20 protein-coding genes are annotated in these 18,664 nt (G+C 67.4%); 4 read left to right on the forward strand and 16 right to left on the reverse strand.

Annotated elements, in window-relative coordinates:
- Positions 1-48 precede the first annotated feature (48 nt).
- The 4 genes from GGR03_RS22475 to GGR03_RS22490 form a co-directional block, all read right to left on the reverse strand.
- A complete protein-coding gene (locus GGR03_RS22475) occupies positions 49-1,578 on the reverse strand; it encodes a tripartite tricarboxylate transporter permease (RefSeq protein WP_183211111.1) in 1,530 nt (509 codons plus the stop codon).
- A 16-nt stretch (positions 1,579-1,594) separates the two neighbouring features.
- A complete protein-coding gene (locus GGR03_RS22480; RefSeq protein ID WP_183211010.1) occupies positions 1,595-2,026 on the reverse strand; it encodes a tripartite tricarboxylate transporter TctB family protein in 432 nt (143 codons plus the stop codon).
- A complete protein-coding gene (locus GGR03_RS22485; RefSeq protein ID WP_183211011.1) occupies positions 2,023-3,003 on the reverse strand; it encodes a Bug family tripartite tricarboxylate transporter substrate binding protein in 981 nt (326 codons plus the stop codon). The genes GGR03_RS22480 and GGR03_RS22485 overlap by 4 nt, the downstream gene beginning before the upstream one ends.
- 67 nt (positions 3,004-3,070) lie before the next feature.
- Positions 3,071-3,781: a GntR family transcriptional regulator gene (locus GGR03_RS22490; protein ID WP_183211012.1), complete on the reverse strand. Its 711-nt coding sequence runs from the start codon at positions 3,779-3,781 to the stop codon at positions 3,071-3,073.
- A 94-nt stretch (positions 3,782-3,875) separates the two neighbouring features.
- Here GGR03_RS22490 and GGR03_RS22495 point away from each other — a divergent pair, with 94 nt between their 5' ends.
- Both GGR03_RS22495 and GGR03_RS22500 read left to right on the forward strand, forming a co-directional pair.
- Positions 3,876-4,850 carry a hydroxymethylglutaryl-CoA lyase gene (locus GGR03_RS22495; protein WP_246368402.1) on the forward strand — a complete coding sequence of 325 codons (975 nt, stop codon included), beginning with the start codon at positions 3,876-3,878 and terminating at the stop codon, positions 4,848-4,850.
- Positions 4,847-6,064 carry a CaiB/BaiF CoA transferase family protein gene (locus tag GGR03_RS22500; RefSeq protein WP_183211013.1) on the forward strand — a complete coding sequence of 406 codons (1,218 nt, stop codon included), beginning with the start codon at positions 4,847-4,849 and terminating at the stop codon, positions 6,062-6,064. The genes GGR03_RS22495 and GGR03_RS22500 overlap by 4 nt, the downstream gene beginning before the upstream one ends.
- 59 nt (positions 6,065-6,123) lie before the next feature.
- Here the strand turns inward: GGR03_RS22500 and GGR03_RS22505 are convergent, their stop codons facing one another.
- From GGR03_RS22505 to nth, 4 genes are all read right to left on the reverse strand, one after another.
- A complete protein-coding gene (locus tag GGR03_RS22505) occupies positions 6,124-6,867 on the reverse strand; it encodes a pseudouridine synthase (RefSeq protein WP_343058955.1) in 744 nt (247 codons plus the stop codon).
- Positions 6,864-7,772 carry a class I SAM-dependent methyltransferase gene (locus GGR03_RS22510; protein ID WP_183211014.1) on the reverse strand — a complete coding sequence of 303 codons (909 nt, stop codon included), beginning with the start codon at positions 7,770-7,772 and terminating at the stop codon, positions 6,864-6,866. The genes GGR03_RS22505 and GGR03_RS22510 overlap by 4 nt, the downstream gene beginning before the upstream one ends.
- A gap of 209 nt (positions 7,773-7,981) precedes the next feature.
- Positions 7,982-9,991, reverse strand: a complete 2,010-nt coding sequence (locus GGR03_RS22515) for an AAA family ATPase (RefSeq protein WP_183211015.1) — start codon at positions 9,989-9,991, stop codon at positions 7,982-7,984.
- A gap of 183 nt (positions 9,992-10,174) precedes the next feature.
- Positions 10,175-10,978: an endonuclease III gene (gene nth, locus GGR03_RS22520; RefSeq protein ID WP_183211016.1), complete on the reverse strand. Its 804-nt coding sequence runs from the start codon at positions 10,976-10,978 to the stop codon at positions 10,175-10,177.
- A 116-nt stretch (positions 10,979-11,094) separates the two neighbouring features.
- Here nth and GGR03_RS22525 point away from each other — a divergent pair, with 116 nt between their 5' ends.
- Both GGR03_RS22525 and GGR03_RS22530 read left to right on the forward strand, forming a co-directional pair.
- Positions 11,095-11,592: a DUF2244 domain-containing protein gene (locus GGR03_RS22525; protein WP_183211017.1), complete on the forward strand. Its 498-nt coding sequence runs from the start codon at positions 11,095-11,097 to the stop codon at positions 11,590-11,592.
- Between the two features lie 73 nt (positions 11,593-11,665).
- Positions 11,666-12,571, forward strand: coding sequence for a bifunctional helix-turn-helix domain-containing protein/methylated-DNA--[protein]-cysteine S-methyltransferase (locus GGR03_RS22530; protein WP_183211018.1), 906 nt, complete (start codon positions 11,666-11,668; stop codon positions 12,569-12,571).
- A gap of 26 nt (positions 12,572-12,597) precedes the next feature.
- On the opposite strand, the gene GGR03_RS22535 is transcribed toward GGR03_RS22530, so the two are convergent.
- The 8 genes from GGR03_RS22535 to GGR03_RS22570 all read right to left on the reverse strand — a co-directional run bounded on the left by GGR03_RS22535 (position 12,598) and on the right by GGR03_RS22570 (position 18,601).
- A complete protein-coding gene (locus GGR03_RS22535; protein ID WP_183211019.1) occupies positions 12,598-13,146 on the reverse strand; it encodes a formaldehyde-activating enzyme in 549 nt (182 codons plus the stop codon).
- Between the two features lie 95 nt (positions 13,147-13,241).
- The gene (locus tag GGR03_RS22540; RefSeq protein WP_183211020.1) at positions 13,242-13,862 is read right to left on the reverse strand and encodes a 2,3-bisphosphoglycerate-dependent phosphoglycerate mutase; all 621 of its coding nucleotides are present in this window, start codon (positions 13,860-13,862) and stop codon (positions 13,242-13,244) included.
- A 44-nt stretch (positions 13,863-13,906) separates the two neighbouring features.
- The gene (dapB, locus tag GGR03_RS22545; RefSeq protein ID WP_183211021.1) at positions 13,907-14,722 is read right to left on the reverse strand and encodes a 4-hydroxy-tetrahydrodipicolinate reductase; all 816 of its coding nucleotides are present in this window, start codon (positions 14,720-14,722) and stop codon (positions 13,907-13,909) included.
- Positions 14,723-14,756: 34 nt separating this feature from the next.
- Positions 14,757-16,574, reverse strand: coding sequence for an ABC transporter ATP-binding protein (locus GGR03_RS22550; RefSeq protein ID WP_183211022.1), 1,818 nt, complete (start codon positions 16,572-16,574; stop codon positions 14,757-14,759).
- A gap of 144 nt (positions 16,575-16,718) precedes the next feature.
- Positions 16,719-17,105, reverse strand: a complete 387-nt coding sequence (locus GGR03_RS22555) for a YraN family protein (RefSeq protein WP_183211023.1) — start codon at positions 17,103-17,105, stop codon at positions 16,719-16,721.
- Entirely contained in the window at positions 17,102-18,001 is a 900-nt protein-coding gene (gene rsmI / locus GGR03_RS22560; protein WP_183211024.1) for a 16S rRNA (cytidine(1402)-2'-O)-methyltransferase, read from the reverse strand. The genes GGR03_RS22555 and rsmI overlap by 4 nt, the downstream gene beginning before the upstream one ends.
- 4 nt (positions 18,002-18,005) lie before the next feature.
- Positions 18,006-18,269, reverse strand: coding sequence for a type II toxin-antitoxin system RelE/ParE family toxin (locus GGR03_RS22565; protein WP_183211025.1), 264 nt, complete (start codon positions 18,267-18,269; stop codon positions 18,006-18,008).
- Positions 18,270-18,319: 50 nt separating this feature from the next.
- Positions 18,320-18,601 (reverse strand): ribbon-helix-helix domain-containing protein, encoded by a 282-nt coding sequence (locus GGR03_RS22570; RefSeq protein WP_183211026.1) that lies wholly within the window; start codon positions 18,599-18,601, stop codon positions 18,320-18,322.
- Positions 18,602-18,664: the final 63 nt, after the last annotated feature.

Here is an 18,664-nt window from a genome sequence, read left to right on the forward strand (position 1 = left end):
GATCAGCGGCCCCCGCGGCCGCAGCGCTCGGGCCCGGGGCCGCGGCGGTCAGCTTTCGGCGGATGCTTCATTGTCTGCTGTCGGCGGTGCGATCCGGCGTCCGGTGTAGGCGAAGCCGAACGCGACCAGCAGGGCGACCGCGGTGATCGCGTAGATCACGAGCGCGATGGGGCTTTCGAACAGGATGCCGAAATCGCCGTTCGAGATCGACAGCGCGCGGCGCAGGTTGTTCTCCATGTCGGCCCCGAGCAGGAGGCCGAGGACCAGCGGCACGAGCGAGATGTCGAGCTTGCGCATGACGAAGCCGAGCAGGCCGAAGCCGATCATCACCAGGAGATCGAAGGTCGAGTTGCTGATCGAGTAGATGCCGAGAAAGCTCACCATCACCACGAAAGGCATCAGGACGTAGGCCGGCAGGCTGAGCATCCGGGTGAACAGGCCGACCAGCGGCAGGTTCAGCACCAGCAGCACGACATTGGCGATATAGAGCGAGGCGATCAGCCCCCACACCATTTCCGGCTGGCGCTCGAAGAGCAGCGGTCCCGGGGTGATGTTCAGCGAGATCAGGAGGGCGAGCATCACCGCCGTGGTGCCGCTGCCGGGGATGCCGAGCGTCAGCATCGGGATCAGCGCCCCGCCGGCCGCGGCATTGTTGCCGGCCTCGGGCGCGGCGACGCCGCGCGGGTCGCCCTTGCCGAACGTACCGTTTCGATTGCTCAGGCGGCGCTCGAAGACATAGGCCAGGAAGGCGCCGAGCGAGGCGCCGGCGCCGGGCAGGATGCCGGCGACGAAGCCGAGCCCGGACCCTCGCAGCATGGCGCCGAAGCTCCGGCGCACGTCCTTCAGGCCGGCGAACATCCGCCCCAGCGGCGGCATGCCCTGGCTCGACTTGTGGGACGTCTCCAGGAAGATCAGGACTTCGCTGATCGCGAAGAGGCCGACGATCGCCACGATCGGGTCGAAGCCGTCATAGAGGTTGAACGAGCCGAAGGTGTAGCGGGCGGTACCGCTTGCCGGGTCGAGGCCGACGGTCGCGAGCATCAGGCCGAGAAACGCCGCCAGGAGCGTCTTGCACGGATTGGCGCCGGTGACGCCGCCGATCGTCGCGAAGGCCATGACGTAGAGTGCGAAATAGTCGCTCGGCCCGAAATGGATGGCGGCCCTCGCCAGCAGCGGCGAGAACAGCGTCAGGCCGACCGTCGCCAGCGTCGCACCGACAAAGGAGGCGACCGCCGAGATCGCCAGCGCCTCGGTCGCCTTGCCCTGCCTTGCCATCGGGTAGCCGTCGAGCGTCGTCATGATCGCCGGCTCGTCGCCCGGGATGTTCAGCATGATGGAGGAGATGCGCCCGCCATACATGCAGCCGTAATAGACGCAGGACAGCAGGATCAGGGCCGATGCCGGGTCGAGCTGGAAGGAGAAGGCGAGCGGGATCAGGATCGCCACGCCGTTCACCGGCCCGATGCCCGGCAGTGCGCCGATGATCGTGCCGACGAAGCAGCCGAGGAAGGCAAGGGCGAGATTGGTCGGCGTCAGCGCGACGGCAAAGCCGGAGGCGAGGCCGCCCAGGATGTCCATGTCCATGTCGGAAGCCCTAGCTGAGAATCCCTGGGACGACGCGCAACGGCAGCCCGAGCACCAGGTCGAATACGGCGAACAGCAGGATGCTCGTCGCGCCCGCCGAAACGAACGACTTCAGCCAACCGGCGCCGAGCAGGCGGGCCAGTACCGTCACCGCGACGATCGTCGCCAGGATGAAGCCGAGCTCATCGAGGAACAGGGCGTAGCCGATCAGCAGCGCGACGGCCGCGATTTGCCTGAGGGCCGGGATGCCGGTCACCCAGTCGGGCTTCGGGTCGGGGCGAAAGATCAGGAAGAGGCTGAACAGCGCCGCCGGAACGGACAGCATCTGCGGGAACGCGGCGGGGCCAAGCGGGTCGGTGAAACCCGCCTGGTAGCTCCCCGCCGTGTAGCCGTACCAGATCGACAGGCAAAGAATGACGATGCCCGCGATCCGGTCGCTCACTGGATGACCCCGATGTCCCGGGAAATCGCCCGCATCTCTTCGGCCTGCTCGGTGACGTAGGCTTCGAACTCCTCGCCGCCGCGCCAGACCGGGATCAGGCCGCTGGCCGTCGCGGTCGTTTCCCATTCCGGGCTCTCGTAGAGCTTCTGCATCGTCTCGACCCAGCCCGTGTAGGCCTCGTCGGAGACGTCGCCGCCCGTATAGAAGCCGCGCCAGTTGAGGCCGGTCACGTCGAGACCCTGCTCGATCGCCGTGGGTGCGTCGGGAAACGCCGGGACGCGCTCGTCGGACAGTACTGCGAGCAGCCTGATGTCGCCCGATTCCACGAAGCCGGCGATCTCGCCGAGATCGGTGGAGACGAGGCCGACATGGCCGCCCATCATCTGGGTGACGGCCGGGCCGCCGCCGTCGAACTGCACCCAGCGCAGGTTCCGCTGCGCCTCGGCGTCCATGCCGGCCTCGCGCGCCAGCATGAGCAGGCGGATATGGTCCCAGCCGCCGACGCCGGACGAGCCCGCGGCGGCGATCGAGCCGGGGTTCTCCTTCATCTCGGCCAGCAGCTGATCCAGCGTCTGGATCGGGCTGTCCTTGGCGACGGCGATGACGCCCACATCGGTGGCGAGCATGCCGACCCAGCGCATGACGTCGGTATCGGCCGGATACTTGCCCTGGGCGATCTGCGTCACGCCGACGGTGCTGGCGGCGACGAGGAGGTCTTCCTGGTCCGCGCGGTCGGCGATGACGTGGGCATAGGCGACGGCGCCGACCCCGCCCGGCATGTTGGTCACCTGCACCGGCGCGTCGACCAGATCGAGGTCGAGCAGCAGCTTGCCGACGGTGCGGCAGGTGAAGTCCCAGCCGCCGCCCGGATCGGCCGGCGCGATGCATTCCGCCGCCTTCGCCTGAATGCCCGAGAGGCCCACGACGATCGCCATGGCCCCGGCGATCCTGAGGGTCGTCCCCGTCAATCTTTTCATTCTTGTTTCCTCCCTTGTTGCCAACGCCTTGCGGGCGTTGCTCCCGATCCGGCCGGCATGGCGCGGATCAGCGACTGTTCAGGCTCCCTTTGACGACGATCCCCTGCGCTCCCAGCTGCCGCCGACCTTCGCCGACGGCTCGCATGATCTGGTCGCGCACGTTCCTCCCGTGTCGTCGTATGGCCTCTTCCGCCTCGTCCGCCTGCCTCGTGCGGATGAGGGATACGATCTCGCTGTGCTCGCGATGCGCCTCCTTCTGGCCCGCTTCCGTGCTGACCAGAAGCCAGCGCGCCCGGGCGATGCGGATCACGATGTCCTGCACGGCGTCGCGCAGGAAGCCGTTCCCCGACAGGCTGGCGATCATCACATGCACGTCGGCGCCGATCTCGAACCAGGTCTCCGGCGACGGGTCGCTGAGGCCGCGGTCGATCGTCGCCTGGATCGCGTCGAGATCGACCTCGCTGGCGCGCTCGCAGGCGAGGCGCACCGCCGCCGCCTCGACGATCTCCCGGTATTCGAAGGTCTCCACGAGTTCCTGCGGGTCGATCGACGCGACAGCGTAGCCGCGCCCGGCGCGGATGACCAAGCCCTCGTTGGCCAGCTGCAGCAGCGCCTGGCGAACCGGCGTGCGCGACGCGCCGTAGATCGCCTCGAGGTCGCGCTCCGAGATGACGCGTCCGGGAATCAGCGCGAGCGAGAGAATGTCGCCGCGCATCCGGGCGAGCAGGCGGTCGCTGACGCTGCCTTTCGAGGATTCCGCGACCCGTGCCTGCTGCATGTCCCTCCCACTCTTCGAAAGCCATTGCCCGAAGATGCGGCGACGGTATACCAACGCGGTAGACCAGAGCAAGGTAGCGGCGATGAACGGACCCATGGACCAGACCCAGGCAGTGCGCGACATGCGCCCGGCGCCGCTCCCCTCGCGGGTCAGCCTCGTCGAGGTCGGCCCGCGCGACGGGCTCCAGGCCGAGGCGGAGTGGATCCCTACCGCGACCAAGATCGATCTCGTCAACGGCCTGATCGACGCCGGCCTCCGCCATCTCGAAGTCACTTCCTTCGTGTCGCCGCGGGCGGTGCCGCAACTGCGCGATGCGGCCGAGGTGCTGGCCGGGATCGACCGGTCGATGGGCGCCGTGCTCACCGCGCTGGTGCCGAACGCCAAGGGCGCCGAGCGCGCCGCAAGCGCCGGCATCGACGCCATGGTCGTCTTCCTCTCGGCGTCCGAGAGCCACAACGCCAAGAACGTCAACCGCTCGGTCCGGGAATCGCTGGACGGCGTGCGCGATATCGTGCGCATCGCCGCCGACGCAGACATCCCCGTGTTCGGCGCCATCGCCACCGCCTTCGGCTGCCCGTTCGAGGGCAACGTCCCGGTGGGCGGGGTCGTGGACATCGCCCGGGCCTACGCCGATTTCGGCATCACCAGCATCTCGCTCGGCGACACGACCGGCATGGCGACGCCGCCGCTCGTCCAGGAACGGGTCCGGGCGCTGCGCGAGCGCGTTCCCGAGGCCGACATCGCGCTGCATTTCCACAACACGCGCGGCGTCGGGCTGGTCTGCGCCTATGCCGGGCTGCAGGAGGGCGTCACGCGCTTCGAGTCGAGCGTCGGCGGGCTCGGCGGCTGCCCCTTCGCGCCCGGCGCCACCGGCAATATCTGCACCGAGGATCTCGTCTACATGCTGGACGAATGCGGCATCGAGAGCGGCGTCGACCTGCAGCGGCTGATCGCCGTCTCGCGCCGGGCCGAAGCGGCGATTGGAAGGCGCCTGGCCGGGCAGGTGATGAAGGCCGGCCCGCGGCTGGAGCTGCATGACATGAACGCCGTCGCCACCGCCTGCGGATGAGCGGGAACAGCGCCACCGAGGCAAGGCGTCCGCTCGACGGGATCAGGGTCGTCGACCTGACCCGGGTCCTGTCCGGGCCGTTCTGCACCATGCTGCTTGGCGACATGGGCGCCGAGGTGATCAAGATCGAATCCGACCGCGGCGATCCGATCCGCGAGCAGGGCACGGTCCGCGACGGCTTCAGCTGGTACTTCGCCGCCTTCAACCGCAACAAGCAGTCCGTCGCGCTGGACCTCTACAGCGCCGAGGGCAAGGCGGTGCTGGAGCGGCTGATCGCCTCGGCCGACGTGCTGGTGGAGAATTTCCGCCCCGGGATCCTGGCGAAGATGGGCTTCGGCCCCGAGCGGCTGGCGGCGATCAATCCGCGGCTCGTCAGCTGCAACATCAACGGCTACGGCTCGGTCGGCCCCTATGTCGACCGGCCGGCCTTCGACTTCATCGCCCAGGCGATGAGCGGGCTGATGAGCGTCAACGGTCCGGCCGACCAGGAGCCGATGCGCTCGGGCCAGCCGATCACCGACCTCATCGCCGGCCTTTACGGCGCCTTCGGCATCGTCAACGCGCTGCGGGCCCGCGACCTGAACGGCGCCGGCCAGCACGTCGAATCGGCGATGGTCAACGGGTCGATCAGCATGATGGCGTTTCTCGCCTCGGAGTATTTCGCCACCGGCCGGCTGCCGGAGCGCACCGGCAACGATCATCCGCTGGTCGCCCCCTACGGCCTCTACAAGGCCCTGGACGGCGAGGTCGCGGTCGCGCCGAGCAACGACGTGATCCTGCGCCGGTTCCTGACGACGATCGGCCTGGAAGAGCTGATGGCGGGGCCGCACTACGACACCAACGAGAAGCGCTTCGCGCTCCGCCACCAGCTGAACGCGCTGATCAACGAGCGCATGCGGAGCGTCTCCCAGGCCGAATGGATCGCCCGGCTGAATTCGGCGGGCGTTCCCTGCGGGCGGGTACAGAACCTTGCGGAAGTCTTCGCCGACCCGCAGGTGGTCGCCCAGGAGATGGCGATCGACGTCGAGCAGCCGGGACACGGCACGATCCGCATGGTGGGCTTCCCGGTGAAGCTGGACAAGACGCCCTGCGCGGTCACGCGGGCGGCACCGGAACTCGGCCAGCACACGCGCGAAATCCTCGCCTCGAGCGGCTACAGCGACGCGGAAATCGCTGCGCTGGCGGCGCAGGGCGTCATCGTCTGCGCGCCGTAGCCACGTAGGGCTCGCGAATTGCCGTCGTCTTAGGGTGGACGCCTAGCCGTTCTCGGCGATCAGGCGCCGCCGCCCGCGAAGATCGCGGCGAGGTCGGCTTCGCCGAGGCGCCGGATCGCGCCGGGCGCGAGGTCGGCCGGCAGAGCGAGGCCGCCGACGGATTCGCGGTGCAGCGTCTCGACATGGTTGCCGGCGGCGGCGAACATCCGGCGGACCTGGTGGTAGCGGCCCTCGTGGACTTCCAACAGCGCTTCCTGAGGGCCGACGACCGTCAGTTCCGCCGGGGCGAGGGGCTTGTCCTCGCCGTCCAGCATCAGCGTGCCGGCGGAAAACATTTCGGCCTCGCCGCCGGTCATCGGCCGGGCGAGCCCGACGCGGTAGCGTTTGGCCACATGCCGCTTCGGCGAGATGATCCGGTGCAGGAGCGCGCCGTCGTCGGTCATCAAAAGCAAGCCGGAGGTCTCCTTGTCGAGCCGGCCGACCGTCGAGATGGCCGGGTCGCGCCGCCGCCAGCGCTCGGGCAGGAGGTCGTAGACCAGCGGCCCCGCCTCCTTGCGAGAGCAGGTGACGCCGAGCGGCTTGTTCAGCATCAGGGCGAAGCCCGGCAGCGGGTCGAGCGCCTCGCCGTCGACCACCAGCCGCGTCTCGAGGTCGGGCGTGAGCGCGATGCGCTTGTCGGCAGCCGTGATCGGGGCGCCGTCGAGGCGGATGTGGCCGTTCTTCGCCAGCGCCTGGATCTCGCGGCGCGAGGCATAGCCCATGTTGGCCAGCAGCCGGTCGAGCCGGCCGGTCGCAACCTTCACTTGTAAGCCTCGAAGATCTTGTAGCCGGAGACGTCCACCACCGTCTTCACGCTCTTGAACTTCGCCCGCAGCACCGCCTCGTAGGGCATGTGGCGGTTGGCGACGAGATGCAGCGTGCCGGAGCGGCGCAGCATCCGGGCGGCGGCCGTGATGAAGGCCTGGCCGAGGCCGCGATCCTCGATCCCCTCGGCGTGGAAGGGCGGATTGGAGACGACGAAGTCGAGATCGGATAGCGCCGTCTCGCGGGCGTCGGCCCAGAGGAACTGCGCCCGCGCGTCGGCGACATTCGCCTTTGCCGCTTCCACGGCGCGGCGGTCGATCTCGACCAGCGTCAATTCCTTCACAGTCGGGGCGGCGAGCACCGCCTTGGCGATGATGCCGAGCCCGGCGCCGAGATCGGCGCCGCGGCCCGCCAGCTTCGGCAGATGGGCGAGCAGCAGCGACGTTCCGGGATCCACCCGGTTCCACGAGAAGATGCCCGGCTGCGAGACGAGCCCCTCGACCATGATCGGCCCGCCTTCCGCGATCGCCGCGTCGAGCCCCGTCGGCGTGTCCGGCCGAGCGACGGTGCAGATGCGCTGGCGGGCCTTGGATCGCTCGGCGACGGTGCAGCCGAAGGCTTCGAGCTCGCCGCGTAGGCGCTGGCCGCCTTTGTCGTTGGCCGCCAGCACCGTCAGCGCGCCGCCGGGGACGAGCGCCCGCAGCGCCTGCGCCAGCACGAAGCGCCGCTCGATCGAGCCGGGCGGCGCGGCGACGACGATGTCCTCCAGCGCGGCATCCGGCAGCGCCTCCAGCGCCTCGGCGCCGGGCCGCAGCGGCGACAGCTGCACGGCGCCCTCGGGCACCTCGACGAGATCAACGGGCGGCGCGCCGTAGACGGCGCTGCGGGGGGCGGGGGCGATCATCGCCGGGGCATAGCAGGTGAAGCGGTGGGGGCGGAAGGTGGGGGGGCGGGGTTACAACACGATGATGGTCTGCCGACTTGATCACCCCGTGCGTACCTTGACGTGTCGTTGAAGAACCACCTGCCGCAACTGCCGGGCTGCGGGATCGAGGATGCACCGCAACCATCGCGTCCGGCACAGTAAAGCTGACTCTTTCGGATATCTGCAGTTTAAACCCTGCTGACAGCCCACTTTCGCAGCTGCCTTTTATTTAGGTCAAATGAATTCAGCGATGCGTTCAAAGGCCTTCTCAAAACGTGCCAGTGTGTCTTTAACTCCCTTTCCTTTGCCGTTAAGGATCGCGGATGTTGCAGCAGATACATGGACGGATCGAAGTGGCTGAACTCCGGAATTTCGGCGGGAAGGATACGGAAATAGGCCTCAGCCTTTTTCACGAGGCGTCCAGTACTGGGGTCTGCAGCATTGAGCTTCTCAACTGTGAGTTCGTGTCCATCCTTTAGGCTATATGTCTTGTTGACGAGATCCACGAAAAGCGCAGGCTCGAAGAAGTCCTCAATGTCCGCCTCGTCCTTCCCAGCGATCTCAGTCGCTAGAATAATTCGCTCAGAGTCCAGTAGCGCGGCCCTGTGAAGGTCTTCTAGTTTCTTCTTTTGGCCACGCTCGAAGTCTGTGAGGACAACCGTGTTGAGCTTGTTGCCGTAAAAGAGACGGACAAACGGAAGAACCTTGTCGATGCCACCTGATGGACATATCGCCCACTGCGGCGACAGGTGGGTACGGCCTGCTGCCTTGAGTGCAGACGACACGGCCTGCAGATAAAGGATGTCGCTCGGGCCCTCAACCAAAAGTGTATTCTTTCCAATAATGAGCGTCTGAGTGACTTCAAACCCCATCGCGCCGAAAATTGGAAAGTTGGTCTGCGGGTCTGTTGTCAACACGTCTGCACGTATCTTCGTCCCAATAGACTTTTTCCGGCCGCGTTGATCTGAGGTCACGACATCTTCAACTGTGCGGACGGACGCAAGATCATCCGCTGGAACCATGAAAGGCGAGTGCGTAGACCAAATTAGTTGGTGGTGGGGTGCGATTTCCCTATAAAAATAACGCAGAAGATCTAGTTGAGCAGTCCCATGAAGTGTAAGGCCAGGCTCGTCCAGTAGCAATATTACATTCCCGTGCGACTTCTTGATTTGAGCAAATTTTACGAGGAACGAAAAGAACCAGATGAATCCTGCGGAACGCTCCGAAAAAGGCACTGTAACCCCGTGGAGACTGTTCTCTACGCGTGCCCTAGCCACCGGTCCGCTGTTGAACGGCGCCGGATCGCCCGGCTTGCCCTCTGAGAGAACGACCTTGATCTTAAGTTCGTCGTTCTGTGTCCAGTAGTCGAATATCTGATCGGTGATACGAAGCGCTGCCGCTTCGCACTTGGCGTTCAACTCCTCGAACTGGGTGGTCTTTACTAGGTCGTCCAGCGTGGTTCCGGCGTATTCGAGGAAATCGAGGAAAACCCGATCCCCGCTCGACGTCTCCTTTGAATTTTGTCGGTCGGTGTCGAGTTTGTTAATCGATAGCTCGCCGCTCATCCGATCATAGTGCGAGAAATACATGAACTTGGGCATTCGGGCGTCAAGCAGGTCGATCGCCTGATAATAGGCGGACTTACTTCGAAATTTAGTGATCGCGTCGAGTAGCGTCTGCTGGGCAGTAGTTCGGGTCCCGAGGCTTGCGAGCGCCTCAGCCGCCTTTTGCGTAGTGTAAGCATCCCCGATAACGGCACGATCCTCGGCGGTCAGCTCATACGCCGCAATCAGATTTTCCAATACCTGCTTTTGGTTCAGCGAAAGCGTCCAAGTGCTATTTGCCTGCTCGTAGCTCTTCTGGACGACAATCGTATCTCCCGTCAGCGCGTCCGAACCAAGCACGGCCGCCACCGCTTCGCGGTCCTTCGGCTCCAGTTGCCAGACCGTGCGCATCACCCGTGCCTCTCCGTCTGGGTTGTCGCTATCGTATTCAGCCAGGCTGCGGCGCGGATAATTGGTGATTTTCCCGTATTGGATGAAGGTGGGGTCGGTTGACCGTAATCCTTCTAAGGCCTTCAAGAAGGCAGATTTGCCAGCCTCGTTCTTACCAACCAAGCAAGTCGTCTGACCAACTGCGATGGGGTTGGCGTCGATGATATTTCGATAGTTTGTCGCATGGGCCTCGATGAGCTTCACTGCAGATCCTCCCGTTTCCGAGTTATGTTGTTGCACGCAATCAGCCTGCATGCCAAGTTGCGGTAAAGGCCTACATCCGATACAATGTTATCCAGCGCGATACTTTGATGTTGTACGCATCTCGCCGCGCCTTTGAGACAGTATGGGCAGCAGGTTCATCGTTGCCGATTCTGGAGCGACCGATTAGCTTTCGGCGATATCCCGCGCCACCGCCATCCCCACGCCCAGCTCCACCAGCGGCGCCGGGATGTCGCACCACTTCTCCGCCGCCTTGCAGAGATCGGCGATGACGCAGGCCGGGCATTCCGGCTTGCGGGCCTTGCAGACATAGCGGCCGTGCAGGATCAGCCAGTGATGGGCGTGGCGGCGATAGGGGGGCGGGATGACGGCCAGGAGGCGGGTCTCGACTTCCTCGGGGGTCTTGCCGGGGGCGAGCCTGAGGCGGTTGCCGAGGCGGAAGATGTGGGTGTCGACGGCGAGGGTCGCTTCGCCGAAGGCGACGTTGAGGACGACATTGGCAGTCTTGCGGCCGACGCCGGGCAGCGCCTCCAGCGCCGCGCGGTCGGCCGGGACCTCGCCGCCATGGCGGGCGATGAGCGCTTCGGACAGGGCCTGAACGTTCTTCGCCTTGGTGCGGAACAGGCCGATCGTGCGGATATGCTCGCGGATCGCATCCTCGCCGAGCGCCGCCATCTGCGCCGGCGTATCGGCGGCGGCGAACAGCGCCCGCGTCGCCTTGTTGACGCCGGCATCGGTCGCCTGCGCCGAGAGCACCACGGCGACGAGAAGGGTGAAGGGGTTGGTGTATTCCAGCTCCGACTGCGGGTCGGGCCGCTGCACGGAAAAGCGGCGGAAGATCTCCGCGATCTCGTCCCGGCTGTAGGGGATGCGCGGCCTTCGCGCGGCGGGTCGGGCGCCCGGGCGGGACGATGTGCCGCCGCCAGCGCGCTTGACCGAAAGGGTGGGGCGACCGATCTTCTCTGCCATGACCGTCCCATACAGCGGGACCGGCGGCCGGGGAAACACCTTGGGGCCTCGATCGCTGGGGACATCGACGTCGGGGCCCGCCGCGGGACTCCCCGTTGCCGGCCGGGAGGCGCGCGATGAACGAGACTGTCGACAGTCGCGAGGATGCGGAACGGCCGATCTTCGCCGCGCTGCTGGTGCCGTATCGCTCGCTGGGACGGCGCGGCTTCAATATCCTGATGGCCGGCTTCGGGCTGGTCAGCTTCGTCACCGGCGCGATGTTCCTCGCCAAGGGGGCCTGGCCGGTCTTCGGCTTTCTCGGCCTCGACGTGCTGCTGGTCTGGTGGGCATTTACGGCGAGCTACCGCTCGGCCAAGGCGCGCGAGGAGGTCACCGTGTCGCGCAGCGACCTGTCGATCCGCAAGATCTCGCCGCGCGGCGAAGTGCGCGAGGCGCACCACAACCCGTTCTGGGCGCGCTTTCGCGTCGCCCGGCACGACGAGATCGGCATCACGCGGATGAGCGTCGATTCGAGGGGTGCGTCGACCGAGATCGGCAGCTTCCTCAACCCGGACGACCGCGAGAGTTTTGCCCGCGAATTCAACCGGGCGCTCACGACCGCCAAGGGTAATTGAGCGCGCCCGGCGCCGGAAAACGGGTGGCGAGGTGGCGGCCCGGGGTGCAGTGATGGGGACGAAGGAGATCGCCATGCTGTCCATCGCCCCCGCCGCCTTCGAGCCGGCGCTGCTTTCCGAGGCGCCCCGCGGCGCGCTGTCCGACTACGACGTCGTCCGCCGCACCATCGAGTTCATCTCGACGCACTACCGCCAGCAGCCGAGCCTCGGCGAGATCTCTGCCGCGCTCGGCATGGAGGAGGCGGCGCTGGCAAGCGTCTTCCGGCGCTGGTCCGGCCTGACGCCGAAGGCGTTCCTGCAGGCGGTGACGCTGGATCATGCGCGGCGCCTGCTCGGCGACGGCGCCTCGCTGCTCGACGCGGCGCTGGAGGTCGGGCTCTCCGGCCCGTCGCGGCTGCACGACCTCTTCGTCAAGCACGAGGCGCTGTCGCCCGGCGCCTACAAGGCCCGCGGCGAGGGGATCGTGCTCGCCTACGGCTTCCACCCGACGCCCTTTGGCCTCTCGCTGGTGGTGGCGACGGAGCGCGGCCTTGCCGGCATCGGCTTCGCCGAGCCGGGCGACGGCGGCGAGGCGGCAGCGCTGGACGACATGCGCCGGCGCTGGCCGAAAGCGGTGTTCGTGCCGAAACCGGAGGCGACGCGCCCGCTGGCGCAGCGGATCTTCGAGCCGGAAAGCTGGCAGTGCGAGCGCCCGCTGCGGGTCGTGCTGATCGGCACGGATTTCGAGATCCGCGTCTGGGAGGCGCTGCTGACCATCCCGGTCGGCCAGGCGACGACCTATGCGGCGGTCGCGAGCCGCATCGGCGCGCCGAAGGCGGCAAGGGCTGTGGGCGCGGCAGTCGGGCGCAACCCGGTCTCCTTCGTCGTGCCCTGCCACCGCGTCGTCGGCAAGGCCGGCGCGCTCACCGGCTACCACTGGGGCATCACCCGCAAGCGGGCGATGCTCGGCTGGGAATGCGGGCTGCTGGCGCGCCCCTGAGCGGCGCGCGCCGGGCTTGGCGGGTCTCAGATCTTCCCGTCGAGACCCATCTGGTAGTATTTGTGGACGATCTTTTCCTGGTTCTCGAGCAGCCAGTCGATCGACGGCTCGTTGGTCATCGCCTTGCGGATCGCCGTCGTCATCGCCTTGCGGTGGATGTCGAACAGCACCTTGTGGTCGAGATCGACGACGTCGACGATGCTCGGCGCGAGCCACACCGAACAGACGATGCCGAGATCGTTGACCCGGTCCTTCGGCAGGATGCCCTCCCGCACCGCGTCGAGCACGCCGTTGGCGATGGCGAATTGCACCGTGCCCATCAGGATATTGGTGTATTTCGGGTCGTCGACGGTGACCTTGGAGACGCAGAGCGTCACCGGGCGGACCATGATGTCGGTGTTGAGCAGCGCGAAGACGCGGCTGTGGCCCTTCACCTGGTCGCCGGTCAGCGTCGCAATGGCGGTGCCGACCGGGCCGTCGAGTTCGCCGATGACGACTTCCGGCTCGGCGGCGGTGCCCGGAGGGCCGCCGGCGACGAGGGCCTCGCCGGTGCGAAGGACGATTCGATCGGTCATGATGGCATTCTCTCAGCTGTTTCCGGCGCCCTTGGGGTGCCTAACACCCCTGCCGGTGCGGCTCAATGACGGGCGCTGGAACGCCGGCCCGTCGATCAGCGCTCCATCACGATCTTCTCGGCGACGCTGGAATCGGCGTTGAGCCGGTAGAGGATCGGCACGCCGGTGGCGATCTCCTGGCCGACGATCTCCTCGCCGCTGAGCCCGTCCAGTGCCATGACGAGGGCACGCAGCGAGTTGCCGTGCGCGACCACCAGCACCGTGCCGCCGCCCAGCACCTTCGGCTGGATGTCGTGGATGTAATAGGGCCAGACGCGCGCGCCGGTGTCCTTCAGGCTCTCGCCGCCGGGCGGCGGCACGTCGTAGGAACGGCGCCAGACATGCACCTGCTCCTCGCCCCATTTCTTGCGGGCGTCGTCCTTGTTGAGGCCGGAGAGGTCGCCGTAGTCGCGCTCGTTGAGGGCGATGTTGCGGATCGTCGGCAGGCTTGGTGCGCCGAGCTCGTCCAGCATCAGCGCCAGCGTGCGCTGGGCGCGTGACAACTCGCTGGTAAAGGCGAGGTCGAAGGTGAGGCCGGCGGCCTTGAGGCTGCGGCCGGCGTCCCTGGCCTCCTCGACGCCCTTTTCCGTAAGGTCCGGGTCCTTCCAGCCGGTGAAGAGGTTCTTCAGGTTCCATTCGCTCTGGCCGTGGCGGACGAGGACGAGGGTTCGGGACATCGCGGCGGACCTTTGTGGTTGGGTTCGGAAACTGGAGAGGTGTGTCAGTCGATCAGGCCGAGCACGTCGCGCATGCCGTAGAGGCCCGGCGCCTGGCCGTTGGCCCAGAGGGCGGCGCGGACGGCGCCGCGGGCGAAGATGGCGCGGTCGGTGGCGATGTGGCTGAGCACCAGCCGTTCGCCCTCGCCGGCGAGGATCACCGAGTGCTCGCCGACCACCGAACCGCCGCGCAGCGTCGCAAAGCCGATCGTGCCCTCGGCGCGCGGCCCGGTCTGGCCGTCGCGCACGCGCACGCTGGCCGCGGCGAGGCCGACGTCGCGGCCTTTGGCGGCGGCTTCGCCGAGCAGCAGCGCGGTGCCGGAGGGCGCGTCGACCTTGTGGCGATGGTGCATCTCGAGGATCTCGATGTCGAAGGCCTCGGGCCCGAGCGCACGCGCGGCCTTCTCGACGAGCCCGGCGAGGAGGTTGACGCCGAGGCTCATATTGCCGGACTTGACGATGCGGGCCCGGGCGGCTGCCTCGGCGATGGCGGCGTCCTCGTCAGGCCCGAGACCGGTAGTGCCGATGACGTGGACGAGGCGCCTTTCGGCGGCGATCGCGGCGAAGGCGACCGAGGCGGAAGGCGCCGTGAAGTCGATGATGCCGTCGGCCCCGTCGAGCGCTGCGTCGACATCGCTGGTGACGATCACGCCGAGCGGGGTGAGACCCGCCAGCGTGCCGGCATCCTTACCGATGGCGGGCGAGTCCGGCCGGTCGAGCGCGCCGCAGAGGACCGCGCCGGGCGTCGCCGCGATGATTTCGACGAGCGTGCGGCCCATGCGTCCTGCCGCGCCGAGCACGACCAGTCTCATCTCGCTCATCGCGGGCCTCCCTCCCTCGTTCGGCCGTTGCGCGTCAGGGCCGGACCGTGTCGGCCAGCGCCCGCGCCGGATCGCGCCCCTCGCGCCCCTGCAGACCGTAGAAGCGGGCATAGTGGCCTTCCTGCCGATCGACAAGCTCGCCATGCGTGCCGCGCTCGACGATCCGGCCGCCGTCCACCACCAGGATCTGGTCGGCGCCGACGATGGTCGACAGCCGGTGGGCAACGACGATCACGGTGCGATCGCGCGAAGCCTCCTCCAGCGCCATCTGCACCAGCGTCTCGGACCGCGTGTCGAGCGCCGAAGTGGCCTCGTCGAGCAGCAGGATCGGTGCGTCGCGCACCAGAGCGCGGGCGATGGAAAGGCGCTGGCGCTGCCCGCCGGACAGGGTCACGCCGTTCTCGCCGAGCGGCGTGTCGTAGCCGTTCGGCTGGGTGACGATGAACTCCTCGGCCTGGGCGAGGCGCGCCGCCTCTTCGATCTCGGCGTCGGTCGCATCCGGCCGGCCGAGGCGGATATTGTCGCGGATCGTGCCCTCGAAGAGATACGGCGCCTGCGGGACATAGGCGATCTTCTCGCGCAGCGACCGCTTGGCGACGGTGCTGATGTCCTGGCCGTCGATCAGGATGCGCCCCTCATCGACATCGTAGAAGCGCTGCAGCAGCGCGACGAGGGTGGACTTGCCGCCGCCCGACGCGCCGATCACCGCCGTGGTCTTGCCGGCCGGGGCGACGAAATCGAGCCCGCGCAGGACCGGCTCGTTCTCGTAATAGGAGAAGCCGACATTCTCGAAGACGACCTCGCCGCCTGACACGACCAGTTCCGGGGCGTCGGGCCGGTCCGGCTGGCGCGGTTCGAGGTCGAGGATTTCGTAGATCATCTGGGCGTTCACCAGCGCCCGCTCGAGCTGCACCTGCAGCTTGGCGAGCCGCCGCGCCGGGTCGTAGGCGAAGAGCAGCGCCGTAATGAAGGCGAACATCGAGCCGGGGGAATAGCCGTAGACGATGGCGCGGTAGCCGGAATAGGCGATGACCCCGGCGATCGCGAGACCCGCGACGATCTCGGTCACCGGCGTGGTGCGCTCGGTGATGGTGGCGATGCGGTTGGACCGTTCCTCGGCGGCGACGATCAGCCGCTCGATCCGCTCGCGCAGCGGCTTTTCCATGGTGAACGCCTTCACCACGGAAATCCCCTGCGCCGCCTCCTGCATAGAGGCGAGGACGCGGGCATTGAGATCGATCGACTGGCGGGTGGCGGAGCGCAGCTTGCGGGCGAGCCCGGCGATCATCAGCGCGATCGGAGGGCCCGCGAGCAGCGCGATCGCCGACAGGACCGGGTCCTGGTAGATCATGACGAAGACCAGGAAGATCAGGCTGAGCACGTCGCGCGCCAGCGTCGTGACGGTGAGGTTCAGCGTGTCGCGGATGCCGGAGACGTTCTGGTTGATCCGGGCGGCGAGATGCGCCGAACGGTTCTCCGAGAAGAAGTCCACCGACAGCTCGGTAAGGTGGGCGAAGAGCCGCCGCTGGTAGCGCGCGACGATGTTGTTGCCGATCCGCGCGAGGATCACGCCCTGGCCGTAGGTCGCAAGGCCCCTGACCGCGAAGGCGATGAACACCACGACGGGCAGGGTGATGATGGCGCTGCGGTTCTGCTTGACGAAGATCTCGTCGATGACGTCGCGCATGATCCAGGCGAGGAAGGCCGTCGTCCCGGCGACGAGCACCAGGCAGACGATCGCCACCGAATACTGCCGGAGGAACAGCCGGCCGTTTTCGGCGATAATCCGCTTCAGCAGCCGGACCACCAGCCCGCGCTCGTCGGGCTTCGTCAGGGAGATGGATTTCTTCACGCCGGGCGAGGGCTCCGCAGTCGGTCGGTCGGTTTCATCGCCGGTCTATAAACAGTGCGGCAGCAGATGCCTATCCGCCCGGCGTGCTTCACGGTTGGAGCGGCGCCATTGCGGCAATATTGCCGCGCCGGGTCTCGGCCGCGTTCAGAAATGCCGCGGCGCCCAGGCACCCGGCACATGCACCGGCCAGCGCCAGGGCCGGACCGCGACGATGTCGAAGCGCAGCGACAGGCGGTGATGGTCTTTCTGGCGTGCGAGCCACAGATCCGCCGCCGCCTCGATCCGCCGTTGCGCGGCCGGGCCGACCGCGTCCATCGCCGCGACCACGCTCGGCCGCGCCTTGACCTCGACGATGGCGACGAGGTCGCCGCGGCGCGCCACGATGTCGATCTCGCCAAGTTTCGTGCGGTAGCGCACGGCGAGGATGCGGTAGAATTTCAGCCGCAGGGCCCAGCAGGCGAGGCGCTCGCCGCGATGGCCCTTGCCGAGATCCCGGCGCCGCCGTTCGCTCGTGCCGGGCGCCGCCGTCATTTCCGGTCCTTCAGCTCCAGCGCCCGCTGGTAGAGTTCGCGCCGCGGCAGGCCGGTGAGGCGCGCGGCTTCCTGCGCGGCCTGTGTCGGCTTCATCTCGGCGAGCAGGCCGGACAGGATGCCGTCGGTGTCCGCCGCGCTGGCCGTCGCCTCTTGTGGGGGCGGGCCGATGCAGACGACGATCTCGCCGCGCACCTGCTCCATCGCGGCGAAGCTCTCCGCCAGCTCGGGCAGCGTGCCGCGATAGACCGTCTCGTAGGCCTTGGTCAGTTCGCGGCAGACGGCCGCCGGGCGGTCCCCCAGCGCCGTCGCCATGGCGGCGAGGCTCGCGGCGATCCGGTGCGGCGCCTCGAAGAACACCAGCGAGCCCGGCACCCGGGCCAGTTCCTGCAGCCGCGCCGCGCGCGCCTGTTCCTTCTGCGGCAGGAAGCCGGCGAAGAAGAACGCGTCCGACGGCAGGCCCGAGGCGCAGAGCGCCGCCAGCACCGCCGAGGCGCCGGGGATCGGCACCACCTTGATGCCGGCCTCGAGGGCCAGCTGCACCAGCCGGTAGCCGGGATCGGAGACCAGCGGCGTGCCGGCATCCGAGACCAGCGCCACCGACCCGCCGGCGACGAGATCGGCGAGGAGGGCCGCGCCGGACTCCTCGGCATTGTGCTCGTGATAGGGCGTCATCCGCCGCTTGATGGCGAAGCGCTGCAGGAGCTTGGCGGTGACGCGCGTGTCCTCGCAGGCGAGCCGGTCGGCGCCGGCGATGATCTCCAGTCCCCGCAACGTGACGTCGCCGAGATTGCCGATCGGCGTCGCCACGAGATAGAGGCCGGGCTCCGGGCGCGCGGCGGTGTGTGCAACATCGCGGACGCTGTAGCTGCGGGCGGGCGCATCGGTCTCGGTCATTCACTCACGATTCTCTGTCGGACTGGTCCTGCTCGTCATCGCGCAGATCGGCTTCGAAGTCGCGGCCGGCATAGAAGATCCGCAGGATCAGGATGTGACCGGGATCGACCCTGTAGGCAATGAGGAGCGTGTGATCGACGGCGATGGTGCTGATTTCGGCAGCGAGATCGTCCCGTCGTCTGCCGCTTTCCGGAAACCGGGAGAGCCTTTCGATGGCGCCTTCAAGCCTTTCTGCCAGACGTCGCGCCGGAAGGACTGCGGATGGCAACAAAGTCGTCGATCCGGTCGAGATCTTCGGCGAGCGGATGAAAGCGGACCTCAGGCAGGATCGCGGTCCGTTCGTTCGTCCCGCACATCCTGTTTCCGGCGCAAGCGCTCGAAGACATCCCTGGCGGGCAGAGACGGACGCGAGTCTCCGAGAGCCTCCTCTATCGCCGCCTTCATCACGGCGTCGCGTGCGGCCGCTTCCCGATCCAGGGCGCGCAGGCCGGCCCGGACCACGTCACTCGCGTCCGAAAAGTCGCCGCTCTCGAGATGAGCGTCGAGACTGGCCCGTTGGGATCCGAGATCGACCAGAAGGGGAGAGCGGCTCCGCGCCATTGTCAGACACTCCGATGGATAGCGCTAGGGAATTTACCGCCAGCCGGTCGAACTGTCGACCGC

Source organism: Aurantimonas endophytica (genome assembly GCF_014196845.1).
GTDB lineage: Bacteria > Pseudomonadota > Alphaproteobacteria > Rhizobiales > Rhizobiaceae > Aurantimonas > Aurantimonas endophytica.

Excerpts from the sequence above, each read along its gene's own strand:
- GGR03_RS22475 (WP_183211111.1), bottom strand. The coding sequence starts at position 1,578 with ATGGACATCCTGGGCGGCCTCGCCTCCGGCTTTGCCGTCGCGCTGACG.
- dapB (WP_183211021.1), bottom strand. The coding sequence starts at position 14,722 with ATGAGCGAGATGAGACTGGTCGTGCTCGGCGCGGCAGGACGCATGGGC.
- GGR03_RS22555 (WP_183211023.1), bottom strand. The coding sequence starts at position 17,105 with ATGACGGCGGCGCCCGGCACGAGCGAACGGCGGCGCCGGGATCTCGGC.
- nth (WP_183211016.1), bottom strand. The coding sequence starts at position 10,978 with ATGGCAGAGAAGATCGGTCGCCCCACCCTTTCGGTCAAGCGCGCTGGC.
- GGR03_RS22490 (WP_183211012.1), bottom strand. The coding sequence starts at position 3,781 with ATGCAGCAGGCACGGGTCGCGGAATCCTCGAAAGGCAGCGTCAGCGAC.
- GGR03_RS22510 (WP_183211014.1), bottom strand. The coding sequence starts at position 7,772 with ATGATCGCCCCCGCCCCCCGCAGCGCCGTCTACGGCGCGCCGCCCGTT.
- GGR03_RS22525 (WP_183211017.1), top strand. The coding sequence starts at position 11,095 with ATGAACGAGACTGTCGACAGTCGCGAGGATGCGGAACGGCCGATCTTC.
- GGR03_RS22535 (WP_183211019.1), bottom strand. The coding sequence starts at position 13,146 with ATGACCGATCGAATCGTCCTTCGCACCGGCGAGGCCCTCGTCGCCGGC.
- rsmI (WP_183211024.1), bottom strand. The coding sequence starts at position 18,001 with ATGACCGAGACCGATGCGCCCGCCCGCAGCTACAGCGTCCGCGATGTT.
- GGR03_RS22540 (WP_183211020.1), bottom strand. The coding sequence starts at position 13,862 with ATGTCCCGAACCCTCGTCCTCGTCCGCCACGGCCAGAGCGAATGGAAC.
- GGR03_RS22530 (WP_183211018.1), top strand. The coding sequence starts at position 11,666 with ATGCTGTCCATCGCCCCCGCCGCCTTCGAGCCGGCGCTGCTTTCCGAG.
- GGR03_RS22495 (WP_246368402.1), top strand. The coding sequence starts at position 3,876 with ATGGACCAGACCCAGGCAGTGCGCGACATGCGCCCGGCGCCGCTCCCC.
- GGR03_RS22500 (WP_183211013.1), top strand. The coding sequence starts at position 4,847 with ATGAGCGGGAACAGCGCCACCGAGGCAAGGCGTCCGCTCGACGGGATC.
- GGR03_RS22570 (WP_183211026.1), bottom strand. The coding sequence starts at position 18,601 with ATGGCGCGGAGCCGCTCTCCCCTTCTGGTCGATCTCGGATCCCAACGG.
- GGR03_RS22485 (WP_183211011.1), bottom strand. The coding sequence starts at position 3,003 with ATGAAAAGATTGACGGGGACGACCCTCAGGATCGCCGGGGCCATGGCG.